Genomic DNA, 16987 nt, shown 5'->3' on the forward strand with positions numbered 1-16987 from the left:
GCTTACGGGGTGAAGCCCTTGGGGACCACAACGATGGGTGCGTCGGTGTTCTTGAGGATCCGCGCCGACATCGACCCGAGAAAGGCCCGGCGCGGTGGTGCCAGGTGTCCGGAACCGATGACGACGACGTCGCCGCGCGACCATTGCAATTGCTCGAGTGCCTCTTCGATGGTATTGCCGTCGGCGACAAGGGATTCGATCTTGACGGCGTTGCCACAACTCTTCTTGGCGAGTTCCAGATTGGCAGTCGCCTGGGCGACGTGTCGCTGCCGGACCGCAATCGACTCCTCGTCCTGACCGTGTAGGTCGTCGTGCGAGACCAGCGAGAGCAGTCGGAGATTCAGGCCTGCCTTCTCTGCGAGATCGAGTGCGAAGGGCAGAGGGCTGTCTTTTGAATCCGAGGTGGGGATGGCAACCGTCAGCGTGGGGATGACCGGACGCTCGAGGCGGGTGTAGCCACGTGGAGCGAGGGCAACCGGAACCGGCGATGCATGGGTCAGTGCCGACGAGATGCTGCCGAGTGTGTGTTTGCCCAGGATGCCGTCGCTGGTGCCGCCGACCACGATCATCGTCGCATGGCTGTGCACCGCAAAGTCGATGAGCGCCTGCGGAAATGACTCCGCCACCGGCGTGTGCAGGGCGACCTCGATGTCGTCGGGGATATCGGCGGCGGCTTCTTCGAGCCACTTCTGCGCCTTCTTGACCAGCGCCTCCTGGAATGTGACCCGGCCGGGGGTGCCGTCGGGTTCGACCTCCCGAACGACACACACCAGGTCGATTGCGGCGCCGGTGGTCTTGGCGATGGCAATCGCCAGGTTGACGCCGTCGTCGCCGGTGTCGGTGTAGAGGTAACCCACTGTCAGTCTCATCGCCTGGTACTCGCTTCCGTGGATGCCGTTGTGGTGCACAGGGACCGGGCCGAGCTGCAATCAGTAGACATCGGGGACCTTGACCTCGGTCTTGGCATTGAGTGTCTTGCCTTTCCAGAAATCCTTCGGACCGAACGCAAAGCACAACAGCATCAACGGGATACCGAGCACCAGCATGCCGACGCCCATGATGAACACGCCACCGACACCGCCGATCGATGTCGAACCGTAGTCGGTCGCGTACATGTCAACGGCGCTTTGGAAGAAGGCCCAGGTCATCGCGAGGGCCCCGATCAGCGGGAAGATACCGCGGAAGAACAGATTGCGCGCCGACCGCAACAGCGTCTGCCGGAAGTACCAGACACAGGCGTAGGCGGTGATGCCGTAGTAGAAGGCCACTGCGAGACCGAGGGATGAGATGGAGTCGCCGAGGGTGTCTTCGCTGACGAGGGAAAGAACCAGATAGAACATCAGTGCCGAGGCGCCCATCACGGCCGTGCCGAAGGCCGGGGTCATGTACCGGGGGTGAATGGTGGCGAATCGTTTCGGGATCGCGCCGTACACGGCCATCGACAACGTTCCGCGAGCGGTCGGGAGAATTGTGGACTGGGTCGAGGAGAGCGCCGAGATGGATACCGTCAGCAACAACAGGGAGGCCATGATCGCCCCGGCCACGGGGTCGCCGAGAATGGTCAGGACGTCGTCGGCGTTGTCCGGGTTGTTCAAACCGATTCCCTCCTCTCCGAATCCGGCAAACGACTGGATCGCGTAGGCGACCAGAACGTAGGTGCACACCAAGATGATCGTGGTGATGACCGCGGCGCGGCCGGGGGTCTTGGCGGAGTCCTTGGTCTCCTCGCCGACGGCGAGGCAGGCGTCCCAGCCCCAGTAGATGAAGATGCAGAGGATCACCGCTTCGGCGATGGATGAGGCGGTCAGGCCGCTCGGCCACAGCCACGACAGGCTCGGGTTGATGGCCTGCGGGCCGGCCTTGTCGAATCCCACCTTGAACAGCGCGATGACACTTGCGACGATCAGGACGCCGAACTGGATGACGACGAGCACGTTCTGCATGCGCTCGCTGATCAGGATGCCGCGGATACTGACCCACGTCATCATCACGATCAGGGCGGAGCCGAGGAGGACCTTGACCCAGAGGTTTTCCGCCCACGAGTCGAGGCCCAGGAACTTGAGTAAATAGACACCGGCGATCTCGGCCACGTTGGCCAGCACGATGATCGCCGACACCGCCAGTCCCCAGCCGCCGATCCAGCCGATCCATGGACCGAATGCCTTGGTGCCCCAGGTGAATGTGGTGCCGCAATCCGGGGTGTCTTCTCCGAGTTCCCGGTAGGCGAAGGCGATGAGCAACATGGGGATGAAGGCCAGGACAAACATTGCCGGCGCCTTCTCGTGCACAGCTGCCACGACGAACCCGAGCGTGGCCGCGAGACTGTAGGCGGGTGCGACCGCCGAGAGTCCGATGACCACGTTGCCGAAGAGTCCGAGCGATCCGCTGCGCAGGCCCTTGTCTGGAACAGTTGGACCTGGTGCTTCCGATGCTTCCGATATGGCCATGTATGTCTCCCGACAGTGAGGGATTCGAACACGGTCAGAGTACGATTTTCGTGGTCATGTCGCTGCGCAACGATGGAATTATTTCCAAATCGGTAACATTTCGACTAAATCGGTTGTCTGGATACGTTCCGGCGGCCGGATCCGGACCGCATGGGTAGCTTGGTTGCCCCAGGCGCAGCCAACAGAGTCCACCTGGCAACGGAATGACTACGACGGTTTGAGGTGGCTACGACTCACGCAGGTTGGTCCGGACGAGGCATACGACCGAGTCGCAAAGCGGATCTTTCCCTTCATTCGTGAGATGGGGGCGTGGAGTCCACATACGCCAGCCACATGAAGGATGCGCGTCTGACCATCCCCAGTGCTGGCCTCCAGCAGGTCATCCACAGTCCCGGAAGCCATCCACAGATTTGGTTTGACGCCCTCGGGCTGTCGTAGACGCGTGGCAAAATAGCAAGCATGTTCGAAGACGGAGTGGAGGCAGCGTTCGGGGACCTGGGTGTGGCGTCCCCGAACCTATTGCGTCCGCCGGAGCTGGTGCGGTCGCTACGGACGATTGCTCACGCGAAAGGCTATGCGGCATGGGCGGAGTACTCCACCGCGGCCGAGATTCATCGGCAGTTGGCCAAACCCACTGAGAAAGAAGATCTCCGACAACTCGACGGATGGGCGCAATGTTCCGCTCGTGTAGCGGCCTGCCTGAATCTGACACCGGGATCTGCTGATGGGGTCCTCCGCCGCGCATTGGCATTGCGGGATCGGCTGCCGCTTGTCAATGACGCATTGAAGGCGGGACAGATTGCACCGCATCATATTCCGGACATCGTCTCACGCACCGATCTTGTCGAAGGTATGCCGTGGGCAGCGGTCATAGACGCCGAGATCGCAGAAATGTTGTGGCGAGATGGATCCTGGTCAATCGATCGCATGCGAAACATGGTCGACCAGATCGTGTTTCGGCACGACCCCGAAGGTGTCCGGGAACGCCGCGAAAAAGCCAAGGATGGCCGCAGCTTCCAGAGGTACACCACCCAGGACGGCATGGCTGACATTGTCGCTTCGATGACAGCCGAGAATGCGTTGTTGCTGGACAAGAGAGTGCAGGAGCTGGCGTCCAAGGTCTGCGAAGGAGATCCACGAACCAAGCCCCAGCGGCTTTCTGACGCGCTGTTCTGCGCAACGATGGGCGTCGACTTCTCCTGCGAATGCGGCGACGATAACTGTGAACACGGATACCGCGAGTCGGACAATGACGGCGACGGGTCTGCGCTGTTCGTTGTCCATGTGGTGATGGACCAGGCGACTGCCGAAGGCCGGGCGAGTAACCCGGGCTTCATCGATGGGCACGGGGTGATCTCTGGAGATCACGCCAGCGACATCGCTCGCCGGCGTGATGCACGAATCCGGCCGCTCGGTGGCGAGTTGGCAAAGAACCTGTCAACTGAAAATATTTCCGATGACAATGCTCTGGGCGTTAGCGCGTACGCGCCCAGAGCTCCCGAACGCGATCCTGAGATGACCCCAACTGAGCGACTCGCCGAATGGAAGCGACTTACGAAGTTCAGCGAAACAGAGGCGAAGGATACTGCGGCGCCACAGGATTCGGATGCCGCTTTCGGCGCAGAAGCCGACCGCGTGGTGGATGTCGGTGTCGCGTCCGAACCCAATGCGGCGGCGATCGGCACGAACGCCAAGAACCCCACCCCAGAGAAGGACGCTTTGCAAGAAGAGGCGGAGCCAACGAGCACGGAGAAGACCAGGAATGGTCCGATCGTTGCCGGGTGTGAAGCTCCGCCTCCCAAGCCAGCGCCACGCGTGCGACGCATAACCTCACTTGAGAGCCCGAATCGGCAGTGCTGCACCGTCGGGAATGGTCGCAGCCACAGACGCGGCACGGGACCGTTGCTCATGCCGATGAGCATTCCGTCGAATCCCTATCGGCTGTCGACGGCGCTGGATACGTTCGTACGGATTCGCGATGCTTATTGCGTCTTTCCCGGATGCAATCGTCCGGCGTGGCGATCCGACGTCGACCACACCGAAGAATACGACCACGAGAATCCTGAGGCCGGGGGACAGACCTGTCCGGAAGACACCAAGTGCCTGTGCAGGTTTCATCACCTGCTGAAATCCTTTGGTGACTGGATTGACGTCCAGGAGCTCGACGATGAGGGTCGCAGCCGGGTTGTGTTCATCAGCCCCGAAGGTGAGCGGTTCGAAGGTCCCGCGTGGACAGGCGAGGACCTGTTCCCAGAGTTGACCGTCATGACGTGGATCGGTGCGAAACGGAGACCGGCCAGTGAGGGTATGCAGCTCCGGACGCAGACCCGCCTGGCAAGCAAACACGCTCGACGACAAGCCGAACGGGAACGTAACCGGCGAAGGCCTGATGAGCCAGAGCCTGCGCCTGACCCGGACGAGATCGCGGTCGTATATGACGGTGAAGCGCCACCCTTTTAGATCAACTCAGGTGTGTCACACCCAATCCGTAATGTCTCTCCAGAAGCTGAAGACAGCTCGGCCGGACCAGTCCGATACTGCCTGATAGCCAGATTTAGATACCCAAGGCGGCCAGTAATTTTTCGCTCTCGATCCACAGGCGAGCCGCCGCGACATCGTCGAGTGCGACCGGGGTGGGCTGCTCTTCGCGCATGCGGTGAAAGTAGCGCCCACCATCGCGTCCACCTTCGGGGTCGGTGGCCAGCCAGAGGAGCGTTTCGGCAGGTTCATCGGGGGTGACGGTGTCGAGGGCGGCCATGTGCGCCTGCATGCGCTCGTCGCCGTGGGATGCGAAATTGCTGGCGACCGCACCCGGGTGCATGACCTGGGCGACGATCCCATCGGCGGCCACCCGCCGTGCCAGTTCTCGGGTGAACAGGATATTGGCGAGCTTGGCCTGCCCGTACGCCGATGAGGCGGCGCTGAACCCGGTCAGGCTTTGCATGTCTTCCCAATCGATGCCGCTGCTCATCCGGTGGGCAGTCGAGGACACCGCGAGCACTCGTGTCGAACCGGGGACCGAGTCGGCGGCATTCGCCATGAGCAGCGGCATCAGTTCCCGGGTCAGCAGGAAGGGGGCGAGGTGGTTCGCGGCGAAGGTGGCCTCGGTGCCTTCGGCGGTGACCATTTGCTGATCCCGCACGCCGCCGGCATTGTTGATGAGTACTTGGACGCGAGTCGTGAGTTCGGCGACCTCGACGGCCACGCGCTGAACCTCTGTCATCAGGTCGAAGTTGCCGCGCAGCATGATGAATCTGCCACCAGCTCGGGCGGATTCGGCGATCTCGGCCTCGGCTTCCGCGCAACGCTGGGGGTCGCGGCCGACTCCGATCACCTGCCAGCCCATCGCCACCAGTTTGCCGGCGGTCGCTTTGCCGATGCCCGCGCTGGCTCCGGTGACGACGGCGACCGGACTGTTTCCATCGAGTTCCATGGTTGTCTCCTCGTGTTTTGTCGTGAACATCATCGTGGTCGCAGGCCGTTGAGTAGTAAGTCGATCGTGAAGTGAACCTGAATGTCCAGCTCGGTCGGGGTCGGTTCGCGGCCATTGACGATCGCGCGCACCCAGCCACCGACCACCAGAGACATGAACGCCCGAGCGGCGCGGTCGCAGTCGGTCGGAGCGATCTGCCCGGCGATGACCGCGCGGTCGAACAAGGCGGCGACGAACTCGATCACCGGTTTGGTGCTTTGCTGGTAGTTCGATGCGAACAGCTTGGGGAACCGGTAGCTCTCGGTGTTGATGATGCGTTGCAGCCGAACACCGTTGGGTGTCATCACCTGGCGGATGCGCAGCCGGGCGATCGTCTCGAGGGTTTCGGCCAGGTCGCCTTTGTCGGCCTCTGCGAGTGTGTCAGGAGGTACGACCTGCCGTTCGATGGCCCGCTGCGTGGCGGCGTGGAACAACGAGGCCTTGTCGGGGTAGCGCGCGTAGACGGTGCGCTTGGTCATGTGGACTCTGGCGGCAATCATCTCGATCGTCGCGAGCTCGTATCCGTGCTCGAGGAACAGATCGAGCGCGGCATCGAGTAGCTGTTCATGGCGTGCCTGCGCCTGCTCGCGGGTGGGGCGGCCTGCCCCCCGGTGAACTGATGAATCTGTGTTGGCCATCGCATCCTCGCCGAAGTTGCCTCTTGCGCTCTGACATCGAGTACAGGTAGGAATGATACGCATAAGGTGCCATTAAGTGGAACCGGCTCGACCACAATTGAAAGGTTGACCAAGTGACTTCAGCCACCGAGAGGCTGGTGAGTTTGGTCGATGCGGAGGACCGCTTCGACCATTCGCCCGCCGACCTGCTCCCGATTCAGATCGAAGCGCTCGAGGAGCAATTCCAGGAACGCAAAGATCGCATCAAACTGCTCGGTCACCGAGCCCGCGAGGCCGGCATCACCGAAGTTCGCAGTCGCGAGGACATGGTGGCGTTGCTGTTTCCGCACACCGCGTACAAGAGCTATCCCGAGAGCTTCCTGATCGAGGAGAAGTGGGACCGCCTCGGCAAATGGCTGGGGACGGTCTCCCCGCATCCCATCAGCCCAATCGAAACCGCAGACATCGGCGACATCGACGAGTGGATCGGGCGCCTCGCGGCTGCCGGGCACTATGTGTCCTGCTCCAGCGGCACCACCGGAAAGTCCGCGATGTTGCCGGCCAGCGAGAAAGACATGGCGTGGTCGCGGATGGACACGGTCAACGTCTTCTCGTGGGGTTCGGGCGTCAAACCGGCCGCGGACCGGCGGATCATGGGGTTGGCGCCGACGGCGTCGGTTCCCAAGAACGAGGTCATCGCCCAGGCTCAGCTCGCGGCATTCGGCGATCCGGCCCTGGAGCGGTTTCGGTTGCCGATCCCACCGATCACAGTCGGTTCGCTGACCCAGATGGTGGTGCTGCGCAAGAAGATCGCCGATGGCACCGCCCGACCCGATGAACTGGCGGACTTCGAGCGGACCTCGCTGGAGCGTCAGGAAGGCCTCGACAAGGCGATGATCTCCGGCGCCGAGGCGCTCATCGAGTATCGCCACGAAAAGCTCTACATCGCGGGAATGTGGAACTCGCTGTACCAGCTGGCGAAGCTGGTTCGCGACATGGGCTACTCCGCGAAGGACTTTCATCCCGACAACTGCATCTACGTCGGCGGCGGACTCAAGCGGGCGCAGCTGCCACCGGACTATCAGGAGTTCGTCCACCAAACCTTCAACATCCCGGCCAGCCGGGATTTCCAGAACTACTCCATGCAGGAGCTCAACTCCGGAATGCCCAAGTGTCAAGTGGGGGAGCGCTATCACGTACCGCCGTGGATTGTGCCCTTCGTCCTCGACGAATCCGGTGAGACCCTGCTTCCGCACGAGACCGGTGAGATCGAGGGGCGCGCAGCCTTCTTCGACCTTTCGCTCGACGGTCGCTGGGGCGGCGTCATCACCGGCGACAAGATCTCGCTCGACTTCAGTCCCTGCGCCTGTGGCTCCAAGGGTGCATCGATCCGCGACAACATCGCCCGCTACGCGGATATCAAGGGCGACGACAAAATCGGCTGTGCCGGCACCGTCGACGCATATGTGAGAGGTCTGTCATGACAACGATCGACACCGACCGAGCAGTGGACACCGACAGGGCAGGGGACACCACGGTCTCGGCACCGTTCTTTCTTCGGGGAGAACTGTTCGAGGGCCAGGAAGTCTCGCACCGTTCCCGCGATCTCGGGGTCACGTTCACCACTCCACGGATCGCGATGGACAAAGTGGTGCACCCGCGCACCGAGCTGCCACCCCTGCTCAACGTGCCGCTCGCCGAGATCATCGACTTCCTCGTCGAGACCGGTCAGCGCATCAATGATCCCGGAAATCCGTTCGTACAGGACTGCATCGACCGGATGGCCTCCACGCACGTCCTGCCGCGCGCGGTGCTGCAGGCGCAGGTCCAGGGCGCAGCCGCTTATCTCGACAAGCGGGTGCTCGAGGCCGTAGTGGAGCAGAACTTCCCCGACCCCAAAGCGCTTGACGAGTGGGTTCCGAAGGGGGACTTCACCGGTCGCAAGAGTTTTGTCCGTGCCTTCGCTCCGCGGCTGGTTCACGTGCTGCCGGGCAACTCGCCCGGTGTCGCCGTGAAATCCATCGCCCAGGGCGCGATGGTCAAGGCCGTCAACCTTTTCAAGATGTCATCGAGTGATCCGTTCACCACCGTCGCGATCCTGCGGACCATGGCCGAGATCGATCCGGACCACGCGATCGTGAAGTCGATGTCGGCGGTCTACTGGCGCGGTGGCGACGACCAGGTGGAGCGCGTGCTCTATCGCCCGCAGTACTACGACAAGATCGTGGCCTGGGGTGGCGGCGACGCGATCAACAATGTGATCAAGTACCTCGGTCCGGGGTTCCAGCTGGTGTCGTTCGATCCCAAGACGTCGATCTCGATGGTCGGCAAAGAAGCGTTTGCCTCCGATGAGTCGCTCGACCTCGCTGCCGAGTTGGCTGCCACCGACGTCATGATCTTGAACCAGGAAGCGTGCGTGGCCAGCCGGTTTGTGCATGTCGAGGCGAACCAGGACGACGCCGACCGGTTCTGCGATCGCCTCCACGCACGTATCGTCGCCAAGGCGGCGGAGTCCGGAGACAGTCGGCCGCTGGAGATGGATCTGCGCGAACAGGTCGACGCCTTGACGATGCTCGACGACGAGTTTCGGGTATGGGGTAAAACCGACGGCACCGGCCTGGTGATCCGCTCGGACGAACCGGTTGATTTCCACCCCATCAACAAGACCGCCAACGTGGTGCGGGTCGACTCTCTCGACGACGCGATGAAGTACGTCAACGTCGCGACCCAGACCGTCGGCTTCTACCCGTTCGACCGGATGTCCGACTATCGCGATCAGCTCGCCAGCGGCGGTGCACAGCGGATTGTTCACCTGGGTGAGGCGGGGCCGAGCACGATCGGCAATCCACACGATGCGATGTACCCGTTGCATCGCCTTGTGCACTGGATGGTCCACGAGGATGGCGTCGAGGTCGGTCGGTAGGGGATCATGTTCCTTTGTGAACGCCTCTAAGATTCCAGTCACGACTACTGACCCCGACGACATCGGCTCGCGCATCGATCCGGTGCTGGCCCGGAGTTGGCTCCTGGTCAACGGTTTGCAGAATGAACGCTTCCAACCGGCCGTCCAGTCGCGTGCCGACATCGTTGTCCTCGACATCGAGGATGCGGTGGCACCGAAGGACAAGGTCGCCGCCCGCGACCACGTCGTCCGGTGGCTTGCCGGCGGCAACCGGGACTGGGTGCGGGTGAACGGATTCGGAACCCAGTGGTGGGCCGAGGATCTGGCCGCACTGAGTGAGGTCAAGGTCGGTGGCGTGATGCTGGCGATGGTCGAGTCGGTGGACCACGTCACCGAAACCGCGAAGCGACTGCCGGGTGTGCCGATCGTGGCCCTGGTCGAGACCGCACGTGGTCTGGAGCGGATCAGCGAGATCGCCTCGGCCAAGGGCACATTCCGTCTTGCCTTCGGGATCGGCGACTTCCGCCGCGACACCGGATTCGGTGATCAGCCCGCGACGCTGGCCTACGCCCGGTCGCGTTTCACGATCGCGGCCAAGGCGGCGCACCTGCCGAGTGCGATCGACGGACCGACCGTCGGTTCGTCGGCGCTCAAACTCAGCGAGGCCACCGCGGTCAGCGCTGAGTTCGGCATGACCGGAAAGATCTGTCTGACACCCGATCAGTGCGCCGCGGTCAACGAGGGACTGTCGCCGTCGCACGAAGAGGTCGCGTGGGCGCTGGAGTTCTTCGCCGAATACGAGCGCGACGGGGGAGAGATCCGCAACGGATCAGATCTGCCCCGCATCGCCCGTGGCACCAAGATCCTGGATCTGGCCCGCGCTTACGGCATCGAGTTCAGCCAGGAATACGACGACCCGGACCACATGCCGGCACCGTCGGACACCTATCACTACTGATCGCCGGACCGAACACAAAAATGGTCGCCGCCCTCGAAAGGGCGGCGACCATTTTGTTGTCAGATCAGATCAGTGCGATCAGCGGGCAAACATCAACGCGCGCTTGACTTCCTGAATCGCCTGGGTCACCTGGATGCCACGAGGGCAGGCGTCGGTGCAGTTGAAGGTGGTGCGGCAGCGCCACACACCGTCGACGTCGTTGAGGATGTCGAGGCGTTCGGCGGCACCTTCGTCACGGCTGTCGAAGATGAACCGGTGAGCATTGACGATCGCGGCCGGACCGAAGTAACTGCCTTCGTTCCAGTACACCGGGCAACTGGTGGTGCAGCACGCACACAGGATGCACTTGGTGGTGTCGTCGAAGCGGGCGCGGTCGGTCTGGCTCTGAATGCGCTCGCGGGTCGGCTCGTTGCCGCTGGTCATCAAGAACGGCTTGACGGCGCGGAACGCGTCGAAGAACGGCTCCATGTCGACGACGAGATCCTTCTCCACCGGCAGACCCTTGATGGGCTCGATGGTGATGGTGATCTCTTTGGACTTGTCCTTGGGGAGCAGGTCCTTCATCAGCAGCTTGCAGGCAAGCCGGTTGACGCCGTTGATCCGCATGGCATCGCTGCCGCAGACGCCGTGGGCACACGAACGACGGAACGTCAGGGTGCCGTCGAGGTAGCCCTTGACGTACAGCAGCAGGTTGAGAAGGCGGTCGGTCGCCAGTGCCGGCACCCGGAAGCTCTCGAAGCCCTGCGCGTCAGGATCTTCCGGGTTGAACCGGCTGATCTTGAGCGTGACCATGGTCGCCTCTTCAGGGACCGGGGGCAACGGCGGATCGTCGTGCCGGACAGCAGTATCAGTGGTGGCAGTCATCAGTACTTCCGCTCCATCGGTTCGTAGCGGGTCTGGACCACGGGCTTGTAGTCCAATTCAATCGGGGCGATCAGTCCGTCGCCCTTCTTGTAGGCCATCGTGTGCTGCATGTAGTTGACGTCATCGCGGGTCGGGAAGTCCTCACGGGCATGCCCGCCACGGGTTTCCTTGCGGTTCAGCGCACCGACCACGGTGACCTCGGCCATCTCGAGCAGGAAGCCCAGCTCGATGGCCTCGAGCAGGTCGCTGTTGAAGCGCTTGCCCTTGTCGTGCACGCGGATGCTGTTGTAGCGCTCCTTGAACCCGTGGATGTCGTTCAAGACCTTGGTGAGCGTCGCGTCGGTGCGGAACACCGATGCGTTCGCGTCCATCGTGGCCTGCAGCTCGGAGCGGATGTCCGCGACGCGCTCGTGTCCGTGCTCGGACAGGATCGTATCGAGCCAGCCATCGACCATGGCGGTCGGTGCCTCGGGGAGCGGGGTGAACTCGGTGGACAGCGCGTACTCGGCGGCAGCGATGCCGGCGCGACGGCCGAACACGTTGATGTCGAGCAGCGAGTTGGTGCCGAGACGGTTGGCGCCGTGTACCGAGACGCAGGCACATTCGCCGGCGGCGTACAGACCGTGGACGATCTCGTCGTTGTTGCGCAACACCTCACCATTGATCTTGGTGGGGATACCGCCCATGACGTAGTGGCAGGTGGGGAACACCGGCACGTACTCGGTGACCGGGTCGACACCGAGGTAGGTACGGGCGAACTCGGTGATATCCGGAAGCTTCTCGTTGAGGACTTCCTCGCCGAGGTGGGTCACGTCGATGTAGACGTAATCCTTGTTCGGTCCGGCGCCGCGGCCTTCGAGGACCTCCAGCACCATCGACCGGGCGACGATGTCACGGGGCGCGAGGTCCTTGATGGTCGGTGCGTAGCGCTCCATGAAGCGTTCACCGTCGACGTTGCGGAGGATTCCGCCTTCGCCGCGGACGGCTTCGGAGATCAGGATGCCCAGACCGGCCAGACCCGTCGGATGGAACTGGTGGAACTCCATGTCCTCCAGTGGCAGGCCCTTGCGGAAGACGATGCCCATGCCGTCGCCGGTGAGGGTGTGGGCGTTGGATGTGGTCTTGTACATCCGGCCCGACCCGCCGGTGGCGAAGATGATCGACTTGGCGTGGAAGACGTGGATCTCACCGGTGGCGAGTTCGTAGGCGACCACACCGGTGGCCACCTGCTCACCCTGCTCGTTCTCGGTGAGGCAGATGTCGAGTGCGTAGAACTCGTTGAAGAACTCGACGTCGTGCTTGACGCAGTTCTGGTACAGCGTCTGCAGGATCATGTGGCCGGTGCGGTCGGCGGCGTAGCAGGCACGGCGGACCGGGCTCTTACCGTGATCGCGGGTGTGACCACCGAAGCGGCGCTGATCGATCTTGCCCTCAGGGGTGCGGTTGAAGGGCAGCCCCATCTTCTCCAGATCCAGGACGGCGTCGATGGCCTCTTTGGCCATGATCTCGACCGCGTCCTGATCGGCGAGGTAGTCGCCGCCCTTGACGGTGTCGAAGGTGTGCCATTCCCAGTTGTCTTCTTCGACGTTGGCCAGTGCTGCGCACATTCCACCCTGTGCCGCGCCGGTGTGGCTGCGGGTCGGGTAGAGCTTCGTCAGCACTGCGGTGCGGGCGCGGGGCCCGGCCTCGATGGCCGCGCGCATCCCGGCGCCGCCGGCGCCGATGATGACTACGTCGTAACGATGTTCCTGCATGTGTTTGTTGCTCCGATTCGGGCCGGGTCTAGACGCTGTTCACGTCGAAGGTAAGCAGGGCATAGGTGCCGGTGAGCAGCACCAGGATCATCGACAGGACCAGCAGTGTGTTCAGCCAGAACCGGGTCGAGTCCTTGCGGGAGTAATCGGCGATCACGGTACGGACGCCGTTTCCTCCGTGAAGCTGGGCGAGCCACAGCATGGAGAGGTCCCAGACCTGCCAGAACGGTTCTTTCCAGCGGGCGGCGACAAACGAGGCGTCGATCCGGTGCACGCCGTCGTCCCACGCCAGCATGATGAACATGTGACCGATGGTCAGAATGATCAGTGCGATACCGGAGAAGCGCATGAAGAGCCATGCGTTCTTCTCGAAGTTGCCGCCCTTGGGCCTGCGCGGTGAGCGCGGGTTGTCGAGGCTGGCGGGACGATCGTGGTCGGTGCCGTAGGTTTTGGCGATCCGAGGTGCTTGTGATGCGGTCATCTGCGGCGCCTTCCTAAATGTGTTCCACGAGCAGCTGCAGCAGACGTATCGCCGCTGCGCCGAAGATGATCACGAACAAGGTCAAGATCGTCCACAGCATCTGACGCTGGAACTTCGGTCCCTTGGACCAGAAGTCGACCAGGATGATCCGGACACCGTTCAACGCGTGGTACAGCACGCAGGCGACGAGGCCGATCTCCATCAGACCGACGATCGGGTTCTTGTACGTCTCGATGATTTCGGAGTACTTGTCCGGATCGATCCGGATCACTGCCGTGTCGAGAACGTGTACAAAGAGGAAGAAGAATATAGATACGCCGGTTATCCGGTGCAGCACCCAGGACCACATGCCTGGATCGCCCCGGTACAACGAGCGCTTGCGCACCGGTTTGGGCGCGGTCTCGGTAGGAATGCTCATCGAGAAATTGGCCTCCAACATCGTTGATGGACGCGTCGAGCGCGGTTCCGGGCTGCTCGATCGTGGACCCACGTCAAGAACCATAAACCTAAGCTGTTGTGAGAAAGAATCCTGCCCGAGTGGATATGAGCTGCAACACATCTGGACTTAGGATTGCCTTACCAAGGTTTTAGCGCGTAGGTGATGTCCGCTTTCGTGGGCGTCGATGGCGAAAGGGTTGCCCTGTGGCACCGGAAATTGACTGGAAAATATTGCGGGACAAGGCGATTGAAGCAATGGGGTGGGCATATGCGCCCTATTCGGGCTATCCGGTGGGCGCGGCTGCAATAGTCGATGATGGGCGTTTTGTGACGGGTTGCAATGTGGAAAATGTCTCATATGGATTGGGCCTGTGTGCCGAGTGCACATTGGCCGGAAATCTCCACACAACCGGTGGTGGGCGCCTGATCGCGCTCAGCTGCACGGACAGCCGAGGTGAGATCCTCATGCCCTGCGGGCGTTGTAGGCAGGTATTGCTCGAACACGGCGGACCGCAGATGTTGATCGACCACCCGGGCGGCCCGAAGTCCTTGGGCGAGTTGCTTCCGGACCATTTCGGTCCGTCGGACCTGGCCGCCGGCCGGGTGTCGGGGGATCTCCGTGGCTGAGGTCTTCGACGCGGTCTCGGTGATCCGGACCAAGCGTGATGGCGGGGCGCTGAGCGATGGCCAGATCGATTGGGTGGTGAGCGCCTACACCGCCGGCCTGGTGCACGACGAACAGATGTCGGCGCTGGCGATGGCGATCCTGTTGCGCGGCATGGACCGTCGTGAGATCGCGCGGTGGACCGAGGCGATGATCAACACCGGTGAGCGGATGGATTTCACTCACCTGCGTCGCGCCGGTGAGCGGTTGGTGACCGTCGACAAACACTCGACCGGTGGGGTGGGCGACAAGATCACGTTGCCGCTCGCACCGTTGGTGGCGTCGTATGGCATTGCGGTGCCGCAATTGTCGGGACGTGGCCTGGGTCACACCGGGGGGACGCTCGACAAACTCGAGGCCATCTCGGGATGGCGCGCGGACCTCACCAACACCGGGATCACCGAACTACTCGAATCGGTCGGTGCCGTGGTGTGCGCGGCCGGTTCGGCGTTGGCACCTGCCGACAAGAAGCTCTACGCACTGCGCGATGTCACCGGGACTGTCGAGTCGATCCCGCTCATCGCCAGCTCCATCATGAGCAAGAAGATCGCCGAGGGAACCAGTGCGCTGGTACTCGATGTGAAGGTCGGAGCTGGTGCATTCATGAAATCCGAGAGTGATGCCCGTGAGCTCGCCCAGATCATGGTCGAGATCGGCAATGACGCGGGTGTGCGGACGTCGGCCTTGCTGACGTCGATGTCGGAGCCATTGGGTCTGACGGCGGGCAATGCGCTCGAGGTTGCCGAATCGTTGGAGGTACTCGCCGGTGGTGGTCCACCCGATGTGGTGGAACTGACCGTGGCACTGGCGCGCGAGATGCTGACCGCCGGTGGGATCACCGGCGTCGACCCGGCCGAAAACCTTCGCAACGGCAAGGCGATGGACGTCTGGGAGGCGATGATCGCCGGACAGGGTGGCGATCCGAAAGCGCCTCTGCCGCAGGCGGACCACGAAGAGGTCGTCAGGGCGGAGGGGGCCGGGGTGATCGAGTCGATCGACGCGATGGCGGTCGGAGTCGCGGCCTGGCGTCTGGGCGCGGGCCGCGAACGGCAGGGCCAGGCCGTGCAGGCCGAAGCGGGAGTCCGATGGCACGCCGTGGCCGGGGAAAGGGTTCAGGCCGGCGACCCGCTGTTCACCATGTACACGCAGACACCGGAGCGGTTCGCGGCCGGAGTTCACGCACTCGCCGGAGCCGCTGTGATCGGTTCGTCGGCGCCGCAGACCGGGTCCCGGGTGATCGATCGGGTTACCGTCGAGGAATGACATCATCGCCGCTGGATCTGACCTCCATCGCGCTGGCTCCCAAGGTGCTGCTCCACGATCACCTCGACGGTGGCCTGCGTCCGGAAACGGTGCTCGAGCTCGCCCACGAAGCCGGATATACATCGCTGCCTGCGGACAATCACGCAGACCTCGCGACATGGTTTCGGCAGGCCGCCGACAGTGGCTCGCTTGTCCGATATCTGGAGACGTTCGAGCACACGGTGGCCGTGATGCAGACCGCCCCGGCGCTCGAACGGGTGGCTCGGGAGTGCGCCGAAGACCTGGCGGACGACGGCGTTGTTTACGCCGAGGTCCGGTTTGCGCCGGAACAGCACCTCGAGGCCGGGTTGTCGCTCGACGAGGTTGTCGAAGCGGTGTTGCGCGGCTTTGTCGACGGCACCGCGGAGGCCGCGGCTCGGGGTCGCCGGATACAGGTTCGCACCCTCGTCACCGCGATGCGGCACGCGGCGCGGTCCCGGGAGATCGCAGAGTTGGCCGTGCGATACCGGAATCAGGGTGTGGCCGGCTTCGACATCGCCGGCGCAGAGGCGGGCTACCCGCCGAGCCGTCATCTCGACGCGTTCGAGTACATGCGGGCCTCGAACGCACCGTTCACCATTCACGCCGGTGAGGCGTTCGGATTGCCGTCGATCCATGAGGCCATCAGTTTCTGTGGTGCCGATCGGCTCGGCCACGGGGTCCGGGTCATCGACGACATCACGTTGCCCGAAGGTGCCGACCTCGCCGCTGACGCATTCAAAGGCGCGCAGCTGGGGGATATCGCGAACTATGTCCGCGACAAGCGGATCCCGCTGGAATTGTGCCCGAGCTCCAATGTGCAGACCGGCGCTGTGGCGAGTCTGGCCGAGCATCCGTTCAATGTGCTTGCGCGACTGCGGTTCCGGGTCACCGTCAACACGGATAACCGGCTGATGAGCGACACCAGCATGAGCCGCGAGTGCAAGGTGCTCGTCGACCAATTCGGTTACGGATGGTCTGACCTGGAGCGCTTCACGGTCAACGCCATGAAATCAGCGTTCATCCACTTCGACGAACGTCTGTCCATCATCGACGACGTCATCAAACCGGGCTATGCGGTCCTGATCGGCTGACCAGCCCTGGAAGCG

Annotated in this window: 15 protein-coding genes; 7 read left to right on the forward strand and 8 right to left on the reverse strand. The window is 62.9% G+C overall.

Going from position 1 to position 16987, the window contains the following annotated elements:
• Positions 1-2: 2 nt before the first annotated feature.
• Together AC1TQG_RS15930 and AC1TQG_RS15935 are read right to left on the reverse strand one after the other, a co-directional pair.
• Positions 3-869, reverse strand: a complete 867-nt coding sequence (locus AC1TQG_RS15930) for a universal stress protein (protein ID WP_482138430.1) — start codon at positions 867-869, stop codon at positions 3-5.
• 60 nt (positions 870-929) lie between these two features.
• Positions 930-2447 (reverse strand): APC family permease, encoded by a 1518-nt coding sequence (locus tag AC1TQG_RS15935; RefSeq protein ID WP_482138432.1) that lies wholly within the window; start codon positions 2445-2447, stop codon positions 930-932.
• Positions 2448-2906: 459 nt separating this feature from the next.
• Here AC1TQG_RS15935 and AC1TQG_RS15940 point away from each other — a divergent pair, with 459 nt between their 5' ends.
• Entirely contained in the window at positions 2907-4907 is a 2001-nt protein-coding gene (locus AC1TQG_RS15940) for an HNH endonuclease signature motif containing protein (protein ID WP_482138434.1), read from the forward strand.
• 94 nt (positions 4908-5001) lie between these two features.
• Here the strand turns inward: AC1TQG_RS15940 and AC1TQG_RS15945 are convergent, their stop codons facing one another.
• Together AC1TQG_RS15945 and AC1TQG_RS15950 are read right to left on the reverse strand one after the other, a co-directional pair.
• A complete protein-coding gene (locus AC1TQG_RS15945; protein ID WP_482138435.1) occupies positions 5002-5880 on the reverse strand; it encodes an SDR family NAD(P)-dependent oxidoreductase in 879 nt (292 codons plus the stop codon).
• Between the two features lie 29 nt (positions 5881-5909).
• On the reverse strand, positions 5910-6557 hold the full coding sequence (locus AC1TQG_RS15950; protein WP_482138437.1) for a TetR/AcrR family transcriptional regulator: 648 nt from the start codon (positions 6555-6557) through the stop codon (positions 5910-5912).
• Between the two features lie 113 nt (positions 6558-6670).
• Here AC1TQG_RS15950 and AC1TQG_RS15955 point away from each other — a divergent pair, with 113 nt between their 5' ends.
• Genes AC1TQG_RS15955 through AC1TQG_RS15965 form a run of 3 tightly spaced genes read left to right on the forward strand, consistent with a single transcriptional unit; the run spans position 6671 to position 10396 of the window.
• Positions 6671-8020 carry a hypothetical protein gene (locus AC1TQG_RS15955; RefSeq protein WP_482138439.1) on the forward strand — a complete coding sequence of 450 codons (1350 nt, stop codon included), beginning with the start codon at positions 6671-6673 and terminating at the stop codon, positions 8018-8020.
• A complete protein-coding gene (locus AC1TQG_RS15960) occupies positions 8017-9459 on the forward strand; it encodes an acyl-CoA reductase (RefSeq protein ID WP_482138441.1) in 1443 nt (480 codons plus the stop codon). Before AC1TQG_RS15955 ends, AC1TQG_RS15960 begins: the two co-directional genes overlap by 4 nt.
• A gap of 16 nt (positions 9460-9475) precedes the next feature.
• The gene (locus tag AC1TQG_RS15965) at positions 9476-10396 is read left to right on the forward strand and encodes an HpcH/HpaI aldolase/citrate lyase family protein (protein ID WP_482138443.1); all 921 of its coding nucleotides are present in this window, start codon (positions 9476-9478) and stop codon (positions 10394-10396) included.
• Positions 10397-10474: 78 nt separating this feature from the next.
• On the opposite strand, the gene AC1TQG_RS15970 is transcribed toward AC1TQG_RS15965, so the two are convergent.
• Genes AC1TQG_RS15970 through sdhC form a run of 4 tightly spaced genes read right to left on the reverse strand, consistent with a single transcriptional unit; the run spans position 10475 to position 13913 of the window.
• On the reverse strand, positions 10475-11260 hold the full coding sequence (locus AC1TQG_RS15970) for a succinate dehydrogenase iron-sulfur subunit (RefSeq protein ID WP_482138445.1): 786 nt from the start codon (positions 11258-11260) through the stop codon (positions 10475-10477).
• The gene (gene sdhA / locus AC1TQG_RS15975; RefSeq protein WP_482138447.1) at positions 11260-13014 is read right to left on the reverse strand and encodes a succinate dehydrogenase flavoprotein subunit; all 1755 of its coding nucleotides are present in this window, start codon (positions 13012-13014) and stop codon (positions 11260-11262) included. Before sdhA ends, AC1TQG_RS15970 begins: the two co-directional genes overlap by 1 nt.
• A gap of 28 nt (positions 13015-13042) precedes the next feature.
• Entirely contained in the window at positions 13043-13495 is a 453-nt protein-coding gene (locus tag AC1TQG_RS15980) for a succinate dehydrogenase hydrophobic membrane anchor subunit (RefSeq protein ID WP_482138449.1), read from the reverse strand.
• Positions 13496-13508: 13 nt separating this feature from the next.
• Positions 13509-13913: a succinate dehydrogenase, cytochrome b556 subunit gene (gene sdhC, locus AC1TQG_RS15985; RefSeq protein WP_482138451.1), complete on the reverse strand. Its 405-nt coding sequence runs from the start codon at positions 13911-13913 to the stop codon at positions 13509-13511.
• Positions 13914-14137: 224 nt separating this feature from the next.
• Between sdhC and AC1TQG_RS15990 the strand changes: the two genes are divergently transcribed.
• Genes AC1TQG_RS15990 through AC1TQG_RS16000 form a run of 3 tightly spaced genes read left to right on the forward strand, consistent with a single transcriptional unit; the run spans position 14138 to position 16972 of the window.
• Positions 14138-14560 carry a cytidine deaminase gene (locus AC1TQG_RS15990; RefSeq protein ID WP_482138452.1) on the forward strand — a complete coding sequence of 141 codons (423 nt, stop codon included), beginning with the start codon at positions 14138-14140 and terminating at the stop codon, positions 14558-14560.
• On the forward strand, positions 14553-15860 hold the full coding sequence (locus tag AC1TQG_RS15995) for a thymidine phosphorylase (protein WP_482138454.1): 1308 nt from the start codon (positions 14553-14555) through the stop codon (positions 15858-15860). The genes AC1TQG_RS15990 and AC1TQG_RS15995 overlap by 8 nt, the downstream gene beginning before the upstream one ends.
• Positions 15857-16972 carry an adenosine deaminase gene (locus tag AC1TQG_RS16000; RefSeq protein ID WP_482138456.1) on the forward strand — a complete coding sequence of 372 codons (1116 nt, stop codon included), beginning with the start codon at positions 15857-15859 and terminating at the stop codon, positions 16970-16972. Before AC1TQG_RS15995 ends, AC1TQG_RS16000 begins: the two co-directional genes overlap by 4 nt.
• Positions 16973-16987 lie beyond the last annotated feature (15 nt).

It is taken from the genome of Williamsia sp. Y844, assembly GCF_056786475.1.